General features: G+C 47.0%; 18 protein-coding genes and 3 pseudogenes. 9 read left to right on the forward strand and 12 right to left on the reverse strand.

Annotation, left to right across the window (positions count from 1 at the left end; translation table 11 throughout):
• Positions 1-119 precede the first annotated feature (119 nt).
• Together LJ046_RS10415 and LJ046_RS06515 are read right to left on the reverse strand one after the other, a co-directional pair.
• Positions 120-740 carry an NAD(P)H-dependent flavin oxidoreductase gene (locus LJ046_RS10415; RefSeq protein WP_002878451.1) on the reverse strand — a complete coding sequence of 207 codons (621 nt, stop codon included), beginning with the start codon at positions 738-740 and terminating at the stop codon, positions 120-122.
• A gap of 869 nt (positions 741-1,609) precedes the next feature.
• Positions 1,610-2,068 (reverse strand): hypothetical protein, encoded by a 459-nt coding sequence (locus tag LJ046_RS06515; protein ID WP_231127989.1) that lies wholly within the window; start codon positions 2,066-2,068, stop codon positions 1,610-1,612.
• A gap of 24 nt (positions 2,069-2,092) precedes the next feature.
• On the opposite strand from LJ046_RS06515, the pseudogene LJ046_RS06520 reads away from it, so the two are divergent.
• Positions 2,093-2,245 (forward strand): annotated as a pseudogene (locus LJ046_RS06520) (NAD(P)-binding domain-containing protein); the annotation flags it as partial.
• Between the two features lie 122 nt (positions 2,246-2,367).
• Here the strand turns inward: LJ046_RS06520 and LJ046_RS06525 are convergent.
• From LJ046_RS06525 to LJ046_RS10420, 5 genes are all read right to left on the reverse strand, one after another.
• Positions 2,368-2,811: a DUF1751 domain-containing protein gene (locus LJ046_RS06525; RefSeq protein ID WP_002878456.1), complete on the reverse strand. Its 444-nt coding sequence runs from the start codon at positions 2,809-2,811 to the stop codon at positions 2,368-2,370.
• A gap of 46 nt (positions 2,812-2,857) precedes the next feature.
• Positions 2,858-3,430 (reverse strand): MATE family efflux transporter, encoded by a 573-nt coding sequence (locus LJ046_RS06530; RefSeq protein WP_057709464.1) that lies wholly within the window; start codon positions 3,428-3,430, stop codon positions 2,858-2,860.
• A gap of 37 nt (positions 3,431-3,467) precedes the next feature.
• On the reverse strand, positions 3,468-3,716 hold the full coding sequence (locus LJ046_RS06535; protein WP_035176576.1) for an MATE family efflux transporter: 249 nt from the start codon (positions 3,714-3,716) through the stop codon (positions 3,468-3,470).
• Between the two features lie 57 nt (positions 3,717-3,773).
• A complete protein-coding gene (locus LJ046_RS06540) occupies positions 3,774-4,196 on the reverse strand; it encodes an ABC transporter ATP-binding protein (RefSeq protein ID WP_231127991.1) in 423 nt (140 codons plus the stop codon).
• Positions 4,197-4,449: 253 nt separating this feature from the next.
• On the reverse strand, positions 4,450-4,713 hold the full coding sequence (locus tag LJ046_RS10420; protein ID WP_002878459.1) for a hypothetical protein: 264 nt from the start codon (positions 4,711-4,713) through the stop codon (positions 4,450-4,452).
• 54 nt (positions 4,714-4,767) lie between these two features.
• Here LJ046_RS10420 and LJ046_RS06550 point away from each other — a divergent pair, with 54 nt between their 5' ends.
• The gene (locus tag LJ046_RS06550; RefSeq protein WP_002878461.1) at positions 4,768-5,076 is read left to right on the forward strand and encodes a rhodanese-like domain-containing protein; all 309 of its coding nucleotides are present in this window, start codon (positions 4,768-4,770) and stop codon (positions 5,074-5,076) included.
• 84 nt (positions 5,077-5,160) lie between these two features.
• Here the strand turns inward: LJ046_RS06550 and LJ046_RS06555 are convergent, their stop codons facing one another.
• Genes LJ046_RS06555 through LJ046_RS06565 form a run of 3 tightly spaced genes read right to left on the reverse strand, consistent with a single transcriptional unit; the run spans position 5,161 to position 9,106 of the window.
• Positions 5,161-6,918 (reverse strand): ABC transporter ATP-binding protein, encoded by a 1,758-nt coding sequence (locus LJ046_RS06555; RefSeq protein ID WP_002878462.1) that lies wholly within the window; start codon positions 6,916-6,918, stop codon positions 5,161-5,163.
• The gene (locus LJ046_RS06560) at positions 6,918-8,645 is read right to left on the reverse strand and encodes an ABC transporter ATP-binding protein (RefSeq protein ID WP_002878463.1); all 1,728 of its coding nucleotides are present in this window, start codon (positions 8,643-8,645) and stop codon (positions 6,918-6,920) included. Before LJ046_RS06560 ends, LJ046_RS06555 begins: the two co-directional genes overlap by 1 nt.
• Positions 8,645-9,106: a MarR family winged helix-turn-helix transcriptional regulator gene (locus LJ046_RS06565; protein WP_002878465.1), complete on the reverse strand. Its 462-nt coding sequence runs from the start codon at positions 9,104-9,106 to the stop codon at positions 8,645-8,647. Before LJ046_RS06565 ends, LJ046_RS06560 begins: the two co-directional genes overlap by 1 nt.
• A gap of 186 nt (positions 9,107-9,292) precedes the next feature.
• On the opposite strand from LJ046_RS06565, the gene LJ046_RS06570 reads away from it, so the two are divergent.
• From LJ046_RS06570 to LJ046_RS10425, 3 genes and pseudogenes are all read left to right on the forward strand, one after another.
• Positions 9,293-10,243 (forward strand): 2-hydroxyacid dehydrogenase, encoded by a 951-nt coding sequence (locus LJ046_RS06570; protein ID WP_002878466.1) that lies wholly within the window; start codon positions 9,293-9,295, stop codon positions 10,241-10,243.
• A gap of 81 nt (positions 10,244-10,324) precedes the next feature.
• Positions 10,325-10,585, forward strand: a pseudogene (locus LJ046_RS10645) (IS3 family transposase); the annotation flags it as partial.
• Positions 10,584-10,769: pseudogene (locus LJ046_RS10425) on the forward strand (IS3 family transposase); the annotation flags it as partial. The pseudogenes LJ046_RS10645 and LJ046_RS10425, both read left to right, overlap by 2 nt.
• Positions 10,770-10,850: 81 nt before the next feature.
• Here LJ046_RS10425 and pgeF read toward each other — a convergent pair.
• Both pgeF and LJ046_RS06590 read right to left on the reverse strand, forming a co-directional pair.
• Positions 10,851-11,609 (reverse strand): peptidoglycan editing factor PgeF, encoded by a 759-nt coding sequence (pgeF, locus tag LJ046_RS06585; RefSeq protein WP_002876977.1) that lies wholly within the window; start codon positions 11,607-11,609, stop codon positions 10,851-10,853.
• Between the two features lie 9 nt (positions 11,610-11,618).
• A complete protein-coding gene (locus LJ046_RS06590; RefSeq protein ID WP_035176431.1) occupies positions 11,619-12,641 on the reverse strand; it encodes a Gfo/Idh/MocA family oxidoreductase in 1,023 nt (340 codons plus the stop codon).
• A gap of 163 nt (positions 12,642-12,804) precedes the next feature.
• Here LJ046_RS06590 and LJ046_RS06595 point away from each other — a divergent pair, with 163 nt between their 5' ends.
• The 4 genes from LJ046_RS06595 (at position 12,805) to LJ046_RS06605 (ending at position 15,373) form a co-directional block, all read left to right on the forward strand.
• Positions 12,805-13,824 carry an alpha-hydroxy-acid oxidizing protein gene (locus LJ046_RS06595; RefSeq protein ID WP_002876975.1) on the forward strand — a complete coding sequence of 340 codons (1,020 nt, stop codon included), beginning with the start codon at positions 12,805-12,807 and terminating at the stop codon, positions 13,822-13,824.
• 151 nt (positions 13,825-13,975) lie between these two features.
• Complete coding sequence (locus LJ046_RS10430; protein WP_072557721.1) at positions 13,976-14,209, forward strand: Fic family protein; 234 nt, start codon at positions 13,976-13,978, stop codon at positions 14,207-14,209.
• A 194-nt stretch (positions 14,210-14,403) separates the two neighbouring features.
• The gene (locus LJ046_RS10710) at positions 14,404-14,535 is read left to right on the forward strand and encodes a hypothetical protein (RefSeq protein ID WP_418287612.1); all 132 of its coding nucleotides are present in this window, start codon (positions 14,404-14,406) and stop codon (positions 14,533-14,535) included.
• Positions 14,536-14,698: 163 nt separating this feature from the next.
• Positions 14,699-15,373, forward strand: coding sequence for a hypothetical protein (locus LJ046_RS06605; RefSeq protein WP_002876973.1), 675 nt, complete (start codon positions 14,699-14,701; stop codon positions 15,371-15,373).
• Positions 15,374-15,380: the final 7 nt, after the last annotated feature.

The raw sequence follows: 15,380 nt of genomic DNA on the forward strand, positions 1-15,380 counted from the left end.
ACGAATAAAATTCCATCCTAGTAATACCGATAATAAAACCCCTGAAATTATTGTCCTAATTTCAGGGGTTTTATTGTTAAGGTCAGATGAGTATCTTAAGTCGTCATCCGTTCAAGGAATTAGGCAATTACACCGCTGTTCAGGCGGTCGACTACGACGCTGACAGGATCAATGCTGTGAATTGAGCTGATGCCCAGACCGAAAGAGGCAATTCCGCGGCTAAGATCGCCGTCATGCATCCCGTACAGCAGGCAGTTATAGTCACCAGCCGCAGCCCAGATTTCAGCAGCCGACTTGCCTTGCTTATCCATCTCGAGCAGCTTTTCTGGCAACTCACCAGGCAATGACCGGTAGAAGGAATTAGGCGCGCGGAACATAAGCAAGTCATCGGCATCATATTTGAGCATGTCCTGCTTGATGTTTTCAGCTAATGGAGATTCTTCAGTTGCCAAAAATGCGGTCCCAGCATATACGCCTTCCGCGCCAAGGTCGAAGGCTGCTCTGACGGTTCGTTTGTCAACCAGACCACCCGCGGCCACGACAGGAACCTTGCCGTCAGCAGCATCAACGATCAATGGCAAGATGGCAACAATTGAATTAATGATGTTCTGCTTTTCCTGATCAGAAAAGCCAATCCGGCGGTACAGGGCAACGTAGTCTGCAAGAACTTGCTCTACTATAGTAACAATTTGCTCTAGCTTTCGGTTCTTTACATGGATTCGCCTTAAGATAGTTAACAAAGCTAGGCTAACGAGCCAGATGGCAAACGCAATTAATTCAGGATATACACTTATGAGCTTTTCACCTCCGTCCTTTTTAGAATGTGCTAAAATTAGAATATAAATTATTTTTCTAAGAGGTACTTATGGATACTACCGAGAGCATAACCTTTACTAGCAAGCTAACATTCTGGGATAAGTTTAAATGCTTTTATTTGCTGCACCTTTACAGTCTTATTTCTTTATATAACATAAAAAAATGGCAAAGAATATTAGGGCATCTAATTTACATTTTCATTTGTATTATCGTAGCTATCACACTTTTTTCAGACGCTGACCTTGGCTCGAAACTTCTCGATATTTTCTGCTTTCTCTCTTTTTTCTGGATTCCCGCAATAACATCGTTTAAAGTTGCGAGAAACATTCCTAACAACTTACAACTTATTCTTACCCCGGGAAACGCAACTGAGACCTCTAATACCCCAAGTTTAAAGGTTCGTTATTCTGATACCAGAATTGACCGTTTCAAAAATGCAATCTTATTTGATACCACTAATTTCTACATCATCATATACTACAACAACGTAGCAGATAAGAGAGTGCAATTAGTATATAGTATAATTTCTAAAAAGCAAAACAATAACATATTGGCAAAATTCAACTTTGTTAAAACAATTTCGCCAGACCTTAAAAAAATAATCAAACTGCATATCTAAACATTGTTATTGCCGATTCAATATTATTCTACTGCTAGTGCTCCAGACTAAAACATTCCCCGTTCAAAGTCAATGTCTTAACTTAATGACATTGAGCGTGCAATAACTTGCTCTTCTTTATTAAGACAATAATGTTTAGAGAAAGTAAGGAGCAATTATTGAAAGACGAGGCAGTTAGAGAAGTAAGGTCTTGAAAGTTGCATCCTTCGCATTGGCGCTAGTCTGCCGAATACCATCCGTGTTGATTTGAACGGTGAACAGGGAGTTCTTCAGCGTATCGCCTGCGGTGATCGTACCGGACTTGTTGTAGACGTCACCAATGCCATTGCCTTTAAGTATGTCTCTTACGACAGCCATTGAAAGACCGGCATGTCTTTCCAAGGTAATGTCGCTTTGTCCTGCCCGCTGGTAGGAGCTGATTGCTTCGCTGTTTGAAGCGGATTCCATAACAGCAATGGTCACGCCCTTCTTAAGGTCTCTCACGCTAGTCGTGTAAGTAGCGCTGATTTTGACCTTGTACTTGGCCAGTGCCTCATTCCATTTCGAAATAGCTTCTTCTGCCATTTCGAGCATTGAAGGGTCAGCATAGATTGACATGTCAACTGTCCGTGTCCCGTCAAGATCTGTTTGCACGACCGGTACTGCACCATTCAAGCCATTCTGGCTAGCGATGACCAGGAAGCTAAGGGGACCATCAAGGAAGCTTTAGCTGGCAGCCCTTTGCGGGTATTTGACGCCGGCGCCTTGAAGCGGGCAAGAGAACTAGAAGCAACTGGTTTCCTGCAAATGACCCTGGCAGCTAGCGAATAAATCGCCTGGACTGGCGGCTTCGGCATCGTTGAATAAATGAAACTGCTTAGCTGATTTTGTCAATTTTTCCTCAAAAAATAAAATACCCGCTGACTTGTTTTTAGCAAGCTGGCGGGTATTTTTTAGTCCAGGCCCCAGGCATAGATGAGCAGGTTTAAGATTACAGTCAAAATAACAAGGAGAATCAAGCTTATCGAGTAGACCTTCGTGCTAGTCTTGCTGCTGGACCAGAATTCCTTGAAGCTGATCTTCTCGTCAGTGATGAAATAGTCAGTAAAGATAATGCTGATGCCAATTAAAAGGTCCATGGCCATAGTAGAAAAGGTGAGTAACAAGGACGGCTCAAAGTCCGCTAAAAAGTAACTGGCAATTGTCAGAAACAGATAAATTGCGTTTGGAATTAACATGAAAATGTTGGTCCAATACATAAAGCGCCGGCGTTTTGGCCAGAATTGTTCAATATCAGCTCCGCCGATCAAAAGCTTTCGGGTATTGGCCAGTAAGGCCAGGCAGGCGATGGCTAAAAGCAGGCCAATGATTGAAATAATAGTTAAAACAATATGCATATTTAACTCCTCAGATTATTAACAGAATTTCTGAATTATCGAAAAATCAGTCAGCTGGTTTAACTGCCTTCTTGTGCAGGTAGTAAAGCCCGGCTAAGTCGGCCAGGGCCCAGCCGATAGGGATGCTGGCCCAAATTCCGATATAGCCGATTGACGGAACCGCGGACAAGAGGTAGGCCAAAAGAACCCGGGTACCTAAGGAAAAGATGGTCAAAACAACTGAGATCATTGGTTCATCAATTGCCCGGAAGTAGCCATAGAACATAAACAAGAAACCAATCAAGGCATAGAAGCTGCCTTCGATCCGCAAGTAGCCAATACCGATCTGAATTACTTCCGGGTCACTGCTAAAGAGGGCTAGCAAGGGCTTCGCCCAAAAGACGACCAGACTGCTGATAACCAGGCAGAAGGCCAGAATCCACCAACTGGCCTGCCGGTTTCCTTGCTTGATCCGGCCCTGCACCATGAGGATGCCCATGCCCAGGTTCATGATCGATTGCTGCAGGGCTGTCAAGCCGGCTAAAGATAGGATTCTCTTACTGATAGCTTGGTCGTAGACCTTGGCCGCTTTTTTAAACGCAGCTGGGGAAAATGTTTCCAGGCATATATGGTTAAACATAGGCCGGCAAAGTACTGGGAAATGACGGTGGCTAAGGCTAAGACAAAAAGGCTCCGCAGCCCATTCTGAGACCAAGAATGATGGAGGTCAGAAAGATCATTAAGGTATAGGCTGAGCCGACAGCGGCTAAGGCATTTTTACCAATAAAGCGGCCAACGACCAAAGTGTCTGTTAAGTTGTAACACTGCTGGAGAACGTTGCCGGCCATCAGGGGCAGGGCAAATTTGACCAGACCAAGGCTGATGCGGCCAGAGGTCAGATCAATGGTAGATTTGTTTTTGGACATGGATTACTCCCAGATTACTTTTTCGACAAAAAATCCCTGCTATAGCAGGGAGGGCAATTAAGGAGCCGGGAAGAAATTGATCAGGCCGGCAAAGGCAGTGATCACGACAACTGCGATGATCCAAAACTGCTGCCTCTTCTTCAGACTCTTGAAGTAGGCCCACAGGCTCTTGTATCTGGCATCTGTTAAGAAGTCATCGCAGAAGATGACGAATTCTAGCAATAGATTGCCGGCAAAAAGGAGGAGGGCGGTCAAGGCAGTGGCGGAAAAAGCTGAGCTCCAGTAGTTCCACAAGTAGACCATGTTGAACAGAATTTGGATTGCAAAGGCAGAAAGGGTTAGCTTGGAGAAATTGTCGTAAGGTGCAGCTGCTTCTTTGCTGCCAGTAGCCAATTTTTCTCTAGCTTTCAGCAAAATGACCAGGTCGACCAACAATATAGCCAAACTGCCCCCAACTAAAAGTAAAAATACTGTAGTCATAGTTTCCTCCAGAGTGTGTAAAATTACTATATGAATTATAGCATTTATCAGCTGGTAAAAAGTACTGGCCGCACACTCCTAGAAAGGAAATAACTGGTCAAGTTCCGCGAAAGTCGGGTAGGGCGGCAGGCCGGTTAATTTGGCGGAGATGAAGGGGACAAACAGAGAAGAAACATAGATGACAAGCCAAGTCTGGTCTGACTTGTCAAAATAGCTCCAATAATCTTTGATAGTAAAAGATTCTGCTTCGTCATCAAAAAGATATTATGTACAAGCGGGCATCGAATAAGATCAGCAACTCAAAAATTGATAAGATCAATTGCGTCTGTGTGTTGAATTCAAAATAGCTGTAGGTCGAATTGATGAGCGTGATCAATTCAGCCGCGATCATCAGCAAGCTGAGCTCCAGCTGGATCAGGAGCAGGCAAAGCTCAGTGATTAAAGCAGGGATGCTGTCGCCCACCAGGCCATTTCTCCAAGCTTGCGGCAGGGTAAGCAGCTTGCTGATAAAACGCATGGATGAATGATATGCTATAATCCGATATATTAATGCAAATTTAAGGAGGAACACATGAGCCTATTTCAAGCAAATGACATTAACGCCGGCGTTGAAGAATACCAGAAAACGCCGCGGGCTAAACTGATCGACGTCAGAGAAGAGGATGAGTATGCAGCAGGGCACATCCCGGCCAGCATCAATATCCCCTTGAGCAAGATCGAGTCTGCCCAAGGCGAGATCACAGACCTCGATACCCCACTCTTTGTCTATTGCCGCAGCGGCAACCGGAGCGGCCAAGCAGTTGCCTGGCTTAAGCAAGCTGGCTACAGCAAAGTCCAAAACATTGGCGGGATTGCCAACTATAGCGGTAAGACTGAATAAAGTAGAGATCAAGTATCTAAAAACCTAGATAAGAAAAGGACACCCATCACATTACGTGACAGGTGTCCTTTTTGCATGTATCCCTTATTCAAAAGCCATCTGGCTAGTGTAGAGCTTGTAGTAGAAGCCGCGCTTCTTGATCAAGTCGGCGTGCGGTCCTTCTTCAATGACTTGGCCGTCCTTTAATACGACAATCTTGTCTGAGTTCAAAATCGTCTTCAAACGGTGGGCGATCACGAAGCTGGTCCGGCCAGCAATCACGTTGTCCATGGCCTTTTGGATCTTTTCTTCCGTAACCGTGTCGACGTTGCTGGTTGCTTCATCCAGGATCAAGAAGGCCGGGTCGACCAGAATGGTTCTGGCAATTGACAAAAGCTGCTTTTGTCCAGTTGAAAAATTGGCCTGGCCATTCTCAATCGGCGTGTCGTACTGCTTGGGCAGGGTCATGACAAAGTCGTGCAGCTGAGCTTCCTTAGCCGCGGCAATAACTTCATCCATGGTAGCATCCGGCTTGCCGTAGCGGATGTTGTCAGCTACCGTTCCAGAGAAGAGGACTGAGTCTTGCAAAACAATCCCGACATTGCTTCTGAGATTTTCCAACTTAAGGTTCCGGACGTCTGTGCCGTCAAAAGTTACGGACCCGCTGTTTACGTCATAGAAACGGTTGATCAAGTTCATGATCGTGGTCTTACCAGACCCGGTCGGTCCAACGACAGCAACTGACTGTCCCTTTGGCACTTCAATTGATACCCCATGCAGGATTTCCTTGTCTGGAGTGTAGCCAAAGTGCACGTCTTCCAAGCGGACAGCTTCATTTACGCCAGAAATAGTCTTGCCATTAGGAACCGTGTTTTCCTCTTCCTGCTCTTCAACCGTCTCAAGGCGGCGGGCACCGGTCAAGGCAAGTTGGAGCATGGAGTAGATGGAAGTTACTTGAGTCAGCGGCTGGAAGTAAGTCCAGGAATATTCAGTAAAAGTCACGATCAAACCCAGACCAGCTGCCTGGCTGACTTGCTTGGTCATAATCATGTAAGCGCCAGTGGCGATCACGATCGCGAAATTTAACAGCGAGAAGCCGTTAACCAAGGGGTTAAGGATACCAGAGTAAAACTGCCCCTTAAAAATGGCTTCCCGCACCTTAGCATTTTCCTTTTTAAAACCGGCAACTGACTGGTCCCTGAGGCCCTGGGTGATGATCACGTTTTCCCCGTTGAGCTGCTCGTTGATGTAGGCATTGAGCTCACCGACCCGGTCTTGCTGGCGGTCCAGGTAGACCCGGGCTTTTTTCATAATGATCCAGCTCAAAAGCAAGATCAAAGGGGTAGTAGCTACAACACTGAGGGCCAGCTTCCAGTTGATGACGAACATGACAATGATCGTGCCCACGAAAAGGAGAGACTGGGAGATAATTTCAAAAAAGGCATTGTTCAAAGCGTTGAAGATGTTGTCCAGGTCACTGTTGAATAAGGACAGGATCTGCCCGTCCTGGTGAGTGTCAAAATACCGGATGGTCATCCGCTGCAGTTTGCCGAAAAGGCCCTTGCGCATGTCGTTGTTGGCATTGGCATTAAAGCGGGTCATCATCATCCAGGCGATGTAGGTGGCCACGGAGTTAAAGGCATAAAAGCCGGCCATCCAGGCTAAGGCCTGGTAGAAGACGCCAAGACTGCCGTGCCCCTTAACAAAAGCCGACAAGTTCGTAACCGACTGCCCCAAAAGGGAGGGAGCGATGACCTGGGCGATGGTCGCGATCAGATAGAAGGCAATTGAAATTAAGGTCGGCTTTTTGTAGTTTTTCAGATATTTCGTCAAATAAGTAAGCGACTTTTGCTTGTCTGACATTAAAGTTCCTCCTTTCTTTCCTTGGCTTTCTGGGTTTTATAGATTTCCTGGTAAACCGGGGAAGTCTTGAGCAGTTCCTCGTGGGTGCCTTCAGCAACCAGGCGGCCGTTATCAAGGACCAGGATCTTGTCCGCGTGCATGACAGAAACGATCTTTTCCGCGATCATGATCGTGGTCGTGTCAGGCAGCTGCTTTTCCAGGGCTTCCTGGACCAGCTTTTCGCTTTCCGCGTCCAGGGCGGAAGTTGAGTCATCCAGAATCAAAATCGGGCTGCCGGCGATGATCCCCCGGGCGATAGATAGACGCTGCTTTTGCCCGCCGGAGAAATTGGCACTTCTTTCTTCAACTTCATGGTCAAAAGTCTCATCGTAGCGCTGGATGAATTCGCTGGCCTGGGCCATTTGCGCTGCTCGCTCCAGTTCATATGAAGTAGCATCCTTTTTCCCTTGGCGGAGGTTGTCAGCAATGGTTCCTGAGAAGAGAACAGCCTTTTGCAGAACATAGGAAACCGTCTTTCTGAGGGCATTCTCATTAACCTGGCGGAGGTCACTGCCGCCAATCTTGATTTTCCCAGTGGTTGGGTCATAGAGGCGGGCGATCAGCTGGGCCAGGGTCGACTTACCCGACCCGGTTGCCCCGACGATACCGACCATTTGGCCCGGTGCAACAGCAAAGGAGATGTGCTTTAAGACGGGCTGCTGGCCATCTGGGTAGGTGAAGGAGACGTCATCAAATTCAATTGAACCGCCCAAGGCGTCTTCCGGGGCTTTTTCATTGAAGACAACGTCTGGCTGGGTGTCCATGATTTCCTGGATCCGCCGTAAGGAGACGTTACCCCGGGAAATCTGCATGACAGCCATGCCGACCAGCAGGATGGCAAAGAGCATGGTCAAAACATAGTTGACGTATGGAGTGATGACGGAAACGTCTTGGGGATGCTGGAGAATGCTGGTCCCGATCAAGTAGACCACTAAGCTGATGACCAGGTAGGAGATCAGTTGGGCACCAGGCAGGATGGTGGAGAACCAGTAGCCGACCTTGATGTTGACTTCGTTTAATTCGTCAGAATCCTTGTTTAATTTGGCAATTTCCTGGGGACTTTGGTTGAAGGATTTTACCACCCGGACCCCTTGCAAAAATTCCCCGGTCCGGCCAGAGATTTTGTCCATGTACATTTGGAACTTGTCGAACATGGTGGTAATTTGCTTGACTGCCACAACGCCCAGACCCATGATCAAGGCCAGGAGGACGACAACCGCCCACCAGTAGCGGGGGATGGTGACGATGGCCATGATGATTGACCCGATGAGGATCAAAGGCATCCGGATCAGCTGCATGAAGATAGTCATGATCATGTTCATGATTTGCTGCATGTCGTTGATCAAGCGGACGCTGAGGGATTCAGAGGAGAATTGCTGCACATTGGCCAGAGAGAAAGTCTGGATCTTGGCATAGGTGTCTTCTCTGAGGTCGCTGACCACGCCCTGGGTGATCCGAGAGGCGTAGTAAACGTTGAGGACCCCGGTAATAATGGATAAAAGGCCCAGGCCGATCAAAATCGCGGTGTCCCGGATGACGGCCTGCTGCTGGTCAGCCAGTAGTTCATTTTGCACCTGCTGGAGCAGGCGGGGCTGGTAGAGGGTGGCAAAAGCTGAAAAGACGATGGTGATCAAAGTCAGGAAAACGTCTTTTTTATATCGCTTGAAGTATGGCAAGAGAATTTTCATTATTTCTGTTTTTCTTCCTTTAAGTTAGCTATTTCCTTGCTGAGGAGATCAGACCACTCATCCAGAATCTGGCAGGCCAAAGCTGCCCGGTCAAAGCCCAGCTTGTCGATCACCTTTTTCTCGATAGCCAGGATTTCACCTTCTTTTTCCCGGGCATAGGCAAGCCCGGACTCAGTCAAGGCGCAGTACTTGACCCGCTTGTCTTGGTCAGCAGAGCTGATTTCCAGGTAGCCGAGCTCAGCTAGATTGTGGATCCCCTTGCTGATGGATTGCTTGGGGATGCCGCTTCTATAGACGAGCTCTTTTTGTGACAGGCGGGGGTGGGTGAAGAGCTCATATAGAATGATGCTTTCGTACTGAGTGATTCCCATGAGCTTGTCATATTGCTCATACGCGTAAGTCGCCCGGACGCTGGCCAGGGTTACTGATTCTGAAATGCTTTCGTGGTTTTTTAAGTTCATAAAAAAGTCTCCTCGTGGACAATAACTTGATTTTAGTCCCTGTGTAGACTAATGTCAAGAAAATCACTTCAAAAATAGTAAAGTATTTCTATTCTTGGCAAAGAAACGATAAAAATGCGATAATAGTTTTGATGTAGACGCTTTCTCGTCTATGTGTTTGTAAGGTAAAAAGCAAGGAGACAAGAAATGAAGATTGTATTGCTGGAGCCGCTTGGCATTGAGCAGGAGAGCTTGAACAAGCTGGCAGAACAATTGACCAAGCAGGGACATGAATTTGTGGCTTATGACAGCTTTTCAACGGATACTGAAGAATTAAAGAAGCGGAGCGAGGGCGCGGATGCCTTGATTATCGCCAACCACCCCTTGCCAGGTGAAGTGATCCTGGCGGATGAAAATTTGAAATTTATATCCGTTGCCTTTGTCGGGATTGATCATGTTGACCTGGAAGCTTGCAAGGAGAGAAAGATCAAGATTTCTAACACCGGCGGCTACTGCAATGACGCGGTGGCGGAATTGGCGATTGGTTTGACTTTGGATTGCCTCAGAAATATCAGTGCCGGCAATGAGGCTGTGCAAGCTGGTGAGGGCAAGGGCGGCCTGCAGGGACATGAACTGGCAGGCAAAACTGTTGGGATTGTTGGTACTGGAGCGATTGGCTGCCGGACAGCAGAGATTTTTAAAGCCTTTGGCTGCAAGCTAATCGGCTATAGCCGCAGTCAAAAGGCGGCCGCCCTTAACCTCGGCCTGGAATATAAGTCACTGGATGAAGTGATGCGGGAAGCGGATATTGTTTCCATTCATACACCGCTGACTCCGGAAACCAAAGGCTTGATTGGTGAAAAAGAGATCGGCGAGATGAAGGAAGGGGCCATTCTGATCAACACGGCCAGAGGTCCGGTCGTAGATACTGAAGCGTTGGCTGCGGCATTAAAAGAAGGACGGATTAAGGCAGGACTTGACGTCTTTGACCAGGATCCGCCACTGCCAGCGGGTTATCCACTCATCGGAGTTCCGAATTTGGTCTGCAGCCCGCACGTTGGTTTTGATACAAGAGAATCAATTGACAGAAGAGCTGAGATGGCTTTTGAAAATGTGACTGCCTGGCTAAACGGCCAGCAGATCCGGACCATGTTGTAAGATAAATAGATAAAGCGGCCAGTAGCTGGGAAAGATGATATGACCCCCGAAATTAGGACACTAATTTCGGGGGTCATTTTCATGACTAAATACACTAAAGAAATCAAACTTGCTATCTACCACGAATGGGTAGACGATCGCAGAAGGGGCACCTACCTTAGGCGGAAGTATGGGATGGGGCGTAGAGGAACCCAGTATTTGGTGGACTTGATTCAAAAACATGGTGAAGATATTCTGGATCGCCCTCAACAGAAATATACTGCTAATTTCAAGCTTACTGCCATTGATAGAGTTCTGCTAGGCGGTGAAGCACTTAGCCAGGTTTCTCTAGACTTAGGGCTTCTTCGGCTTTCTTAAGCGGGAGATGTTCTACGGGCAAGAACATAAATACAAGGACCTAAATGAGCTTGAGCAAGCTATTCACAAATACATCGATTACTACAACAACGTAAGAATCAAGACAGGACGAAAAAACATGACCCCGATTGAATATCGGAATCATGTTTTAACAACCTTAACGGCTTAATACTAATTTGTCCCAATTTTGGGGGTCACATCAAAGCTGCAGGTCTTTTTTCTACTCTAAGTCAAGTGATACTAACGATTTTTATTTCATGCGGATAATAGAAATATTCCGATAGGGTGATCTGTTCTTCCGGTAGGAGAAGAACAGATCATCGTGTTCAGTCGTGCAATAAGGTGACACTTCAATATTTTCATCAGGTACCCCCAAGTTCAGGAGTTGCTGCTTGATCAGGCCCTTGGAGTCAAGGAGATAGTGGGTAGGGTCTTTTTTGAAATAAAAACTGGAGGTGTCAAAGGACATCTGCTTGACCAGGTCGATGATGTCGTCCATGGCTTCGAAATTCCGCTGCTCTAAACTAGGCCCGATGTAGGCGTGGAAGTAGCGGGGCTCACAATTTTCCTGGTCAATCAGGTATTTAGTGGTCTTGCCCACGATTTCTTGCACGGTGCCCCGCCAGCCGGAGTGGATGGCGCTGATTAGCTCTTCACGCTCATGGTAAAGGAGAACCGGGCAGCAGTCGGCATGGAAGGTGAGGAGAGTCAGGTTCTTGTTCCGGGTGTAGGTGGCGTCAACGGCGTCCAGCTTCTTGGACACGGACCGCATCCCTTCGCCGCCATCAGCCAGGGTGACCTGTTTCAAAACGTCAGTGTGCTTTTGGTTGGGTGCTACCATGTGGTCCAGATCGGTGCCCAGGTACTCAGCTAATTTTTCCCGGTTGGCAATAACTGCGGCTTCTTGCCCAGGGATGAAGCCCATGTTAAAAAGTTTTCCGTCCTCATAGGCTGGAACGGTGTAGCCTTCTACTTTTTCATTATTGTAAGACCATGGAAGAAGTTTCATTAATGCCTCCTACTGGCACTGCTTGATGCCAGTTTCCAAAATTTCCAGTTGCTTCAACGTCTCCTCCGGCTTGACTAGGGGAGCTGCGCCGCTCACGATTGAGTCATAAACGGCCTCGTAGTAGCGGGAGTAGTCGCCGTTGACCGTCTTAATCAGGTCTTCCACGTACTCGTCATGCTCATTATAGTAGTAGGCCGTACCATAGTCGCGCTCGCGGTCAAGGCCAAAGTCGGGGTGGTCTGGCGTTGGCAGGTAGAAGCGCTTCAGGTCGTATTCTTGCCGGTCTTCAGTGGTTTTCACGAACATGCCCTTAGTGCCGTAGACGGTAATTTTTGGCCGAGGCTTGATTCGCATGTAAGAAGAGGAAACGTTGACCTTGAGAGGCGCATCGTAGTAGAGGTCGATGTCAAAATAGTCGTTCATCCGGCCAGATCCCAGCAGTTGCTTGACTTCCGCGTTGTAGTCATGCGGGATGCCGAAGTAGCTGATGGCCTGGTCCAGGGTGTGGCAGGCGTGCTGGTACAAGAAGGAGCCGAAGGGGTCAAATTTGCCAGCATCAACCACGTCTTTGCGGTAATAGTCGTAGTGCATCTCGACTTCGTAAATGTCACCTAGGCGGCCAGATTCAATCACAGCTTGAGCAGTTAAGAAGTCGGAGTCAAAGCGGCGGTTTTGGATGCACATGCAAAGAAGACCTTTTTCCTTAGCTATGTCAAAAAGCTCCTCAGCTTGTGCCCGGCTTTCGGTAAAAGGCTTTTCGCAGACAACATTTTTGCCGGCCAGGAGCGTCTTTTTCGTATATTCATAGTGGAGGACGGGCAGGGAAATCACGACTAAGTCGATGTCCGGATCTTGGAGGACGTCATCGATGTTTTCGGTGTAGACGGCGCCAGGGATCTGCTCCCACTTGACGTGGGAAAGGTTCCGGGCCCAGATGGTTTTGATGTGGAATTTGTCAGTTAATTTAGCAATAAAGGGGCCTTGGTAGCGGTGGGTGCTTTTGCCCGCGCCTAAAAAGCCGACTTGTAGGATTTGTTTGGTCATGGTGTTACCTCGGGTGTTAGTTAGGTTGTATGTCTATCTTACCATTTTCCATATCTCAACACAGGTTATAAGTCTCCTTGATCCTTTTTCTTACGTCATTTCCTCAAAATGCCGTATACTACTAGTAACGAAACAGAAGGAGAGAACAACAATGACTGATGTAACCACTGGCGCCACCGATGCCGCGAGCGCCGCATCCCTGATGGCCAAGCCTGAACCACAGAAAAACACTAATAGCCCTTGGCCGGGCCCGCCGGGGATGATTCCTGTGACCAGCGGCCAGGCCGATGACGCCAACGTCCACGCCCGCGCCTACCTGGACAGCTTACTGGTCGAGATGCGGATCATCGATGCCGTCGAACCTGATTTGACCACGGAGATTTTTGGCAAAAAGTATGCCTTGCCCATGACCCTCGCTGCGGTCTCCCACCTGAATAAGGTTCTGCCCGACAAGACTCGCAAGCCCATGCAGGAAAAAGTCCAAGCTGCCAAAAAGCTTGGCGTTCTCAACTGGATCGGGATGGAACCTGATGACGAGTATGCCGAAATCGTCGAAGACGCTGGCCCAACTGTCCGCATCATCAAGCCTTTTGCCGACCATGAGCGGATCTACCAAGAGATTAAGACGGCGGAGCGCCTTGGCGCGGTTGCTGTCGGGATCGACATTGACCACGTGCCGGGGACCGATGGCCACTATGACGTGGTCGACGGCATCCCGCTTGGCCCAATCACGGCCGCCGACCTGGCAGAGTACGCTGCCCAAACCGATCTGCCTTTTATCGCAAAAGGCGTTTTGTCCATCCGGGATGCCCTGAAGGCCCAAGAGGCGGGCTGTGGCGGGATCGTTGTTTCCCACCACCATGGCCGGTTGCCGTTTGGCGTTCCGCCGCTAGCAGTTTTGCCAGAAATCCGGGATGCCTTGAAGGGCAACGGGATGACCATATTTGCTGACGGATCACTCATGTCTGGCTATGATGCTTACAAGGCTCTAGCTTTGGGCGCTGATGCGGTTTTGATAGGCCGCGCAATTTTGCCAGAGCTTTTACAAGATGGCAGCAAGGGCGTTGAGAACAAATTCGCCCAGCTGACCGCCCAGCTCCGCGAAATAATGATGTACACGGGCGTGTCCGATACCAGCTCTTTTGACCCAACTGTTTTACGGCGGGTGTAATATTAATTGTTGTCACACCAAGCAATTTATTTGCTTGGTGTTTTTTCCTGAAAGGCGTAGGAATTAGAAAAATATGCACCTTTCTTCGTGAATTTTGCGATTTTCGGTGTACTAATAAGTGGATGGTAAATAGCTCCAAGACCAAATAAAAATGATTTGTAGGCAGTATAATGAGGAATTAGCTTCAGAAGATGTTGATCCACTAATATTGATTCCGATATTCATCCATGATTTTCTATGTATCCACCCATTCAGTGATGGCAATGGGCGGATGAGCCGGCTATTAACTACCCTGCTGCTGTATCGTTCAGGTTATGTCGTTGGTCGTTATGTTTCTCTTGAAAAAAGATTGCCGAAACTAAGCAGTTATACTACCAGGCTTTAAACGACAGTCAGGTAGGTTGGAGAGAAGGGACGGAGGATGTCACGCCGTTCATCAAATATCTCTTACAAATCATCATTGCAGCTTATCGTGATTTTGAAGAACGAATTGATATTGTGGATCAGAAATCGACCGCAGTAGACCAAGTTCATAAGGCAATAAATATGAAAATTGGCAAATTTACTAAAAGTGAAATTATGGAACTGTGTCCAGGACTAAGCCGTTCTGCAGTAGAGAAGTCGCTCAGAGAACTTGTTGAGAAGAATGTTATCGTCAAGCGTGGGGTAGGCCGCGGAACATATTACTTGAGATCCGATTCATTTGTATAAATTTGGAGATTATCAAAAAGAAATTATGGCTCATATTTAATTATTCGAAAAGAGTTATGGAAAGCCTTAAAAAATACCGAATTTGCTATTGACAATATATATATATATACTTCTTAAATGAGAAAGCCCTTTAGGCAAGTTTTATATTTAAGGAGTGTTCATTATGGCTGATAAGGAAAATAATACTAAGAAACCTTGGTATAAGAAATGGTGGGTGTGGTTAATTATCGCAGTTGCTGTCTTCATGGTATTCAATTTAATTGGCAATAGTGGTGACAGTGACTCATCTTCATCTGCACCATCTTCTTCAGAGTCATCAAAAACAGGAAAGGCAACAGGTTCAAAGACTAGTTCCTCAAGTTCATCAAGCAATAATAAGGTCTTAGAATACGATTTTGACAAATTGAAATATTCTGACTCCAAGTCATATAATTTAAAATATTCAGATACTTCTTGGAATGCTGCGACTATTAAGGTGGATAAAGTAACTTTTTATAAGTTTGCTTCTACCTATAAGGACTCTGATGGCAATGAATTTAATGGTGCAGTACAACTTCATATGAGTGTTACTGCGAACCGCGACATTAGCTCATATCCTTGTCAAGGGACAATAATTGTTAAGAATGAACAAGAGGAGGATGCAGCAGAAAGCTGGGATGGAGATATTAGCAAAGGTGTTACCAAATCAGGAAATGTTACTTACTTGCTCAAAGATTTAAGTGATGTATCAGGTGTACATAGTTTACGCTTTAAGTTTGATTCTGACTATGATACCGATGATTATGACGATGACAACTCCAGTCATAATTATGACATGACCATTAACTTTAACAGCTAATTGGGAG

Source organism: Lactobacillus delbrueckii subsp. jakobsenii ZN7a-9 = DSM 26046 (genome assembly GCF_001888925.1).
Taxonomy (GTDB): Bacteria; Bacillota; Bacilli; order Lactobacillales; family Lactobacillaceae; genus Lactobacillus; species Lactobacillus delbrueckii.

What these genes read in the sequence shown, in the direction of transcription:
- LJ046_RS10430 (WP_072557721.1), top strand. Translation starts at nt 13,976, where the DNA reads ATGATTTGTAGGCAGTATAATGAGGAATTAGCTTCAGAAGATGTTGAT.
- LJ046_RS06605 (WP_002876973.1), top strand. Translation starts at nt 14,699, where the DNA reads ATGGCTGATAAGGAAAATAATACTAAGAAACCTTGGTATAAGAAATGG.
- LJ046_RS06530 (WP_057709464.1), bottom strand. Translation starts at nt 3,430, where the DNA reads ATGTTTAACCATATATGCCTGGAAACATTTTCCCCAGCTGCGTTTAAA.
- LJ046_RS06550 (WP_002878461.1), top strand. Translation starts at nt 4,768, where the DNA reads ATGAGCCTATTTCAAGCAAATGACATTAACGCCGGCGTTGAAGAATAC.
- LJ046_RS06525 (WP_002878456.1), bottom strand. Translation starts at nt 2,811, where the DNA reads ATGCATATTGTTTTAACTATTATTTCAATCATTGGCCTGCTTTTAGCC.
- LJ046_RS06540 (WP_231127991.1), bottom strand. Translation starts at nt 4,196, where the DNA reads ATGACTACAGTATTTTTACTTTTAGTTGGGGGCAGTTTGGCTATATTG.
- LJ046_RS06565 (WP_002878465.1), bottom strand. Translation starts at nt 9,106, where the DNA reads ATGAACTTAAAAAACCACGAAAGCATTTCAGAATCAGTAACCCTGGCC.
- LJ046_RS06560 (WP_002878463.1), bottom strand. Translation starts at nt 8,645, where the DNA reads ATGAAAATTCTCTTGCCATACTTCAAGCGATATAAAAAAGACGTTTTC.
- pgeF (WP_002876977.1), bottom strand. Translation starts at nt 11,609, where the DNA reads ATGAAACTTCTTCCATGGTCTTACAATAATGAAAAAGTAGAAGGCTAC.
- LJ046_RS06570 (WP_002878466.1), top strand. Translation starts at nt 9,293, where the DNA reads ATGAAGATTGTATTGCTGGAGCCGCTTGGCATTGAGCAGGAGAGCTTG.
- LJ046_RS10420 (WP_002878459.1), bottom strand. Translation starts at nt 4,713, where the DNA reads ATGCGTTTTATCAGCAAGCTGCTTACCCTGCCGCAAGCTTGGAGAAAT.
- LJ046_RS06555 (WP_002878462.1), bottom strand. Translation starts at nt 6,918, where the DNA reads ATGTCAGACAAGCAAAAGTCGCTTACTTATTTGACGAAATATCTGAAA.
- LJ046_RS06535 (WP_035176576.1), bottom strand. Translation starts at nt 3,716, where the DNA reads ATGTCCAAAAACAAATCTACCATTGATCTGACCTCTGGCCGCATCAGC.
- LJ046_RS06595 (WP_002876975.1), top strand. Translation starts at nt 12,805, where the DNA reads ATGACTGATGTAACCACTGGCGCCACCGATGCCGCGAGCGCCGCATCC.
- LJ046_RS10710 (WP_418287612.1), top strand. Translation starts at nt 14,404, where the DNA reads ATGGAACTGTGTCCAGGACTAAGCCGTTCTGCAGTAGAGAAGTCGCTC.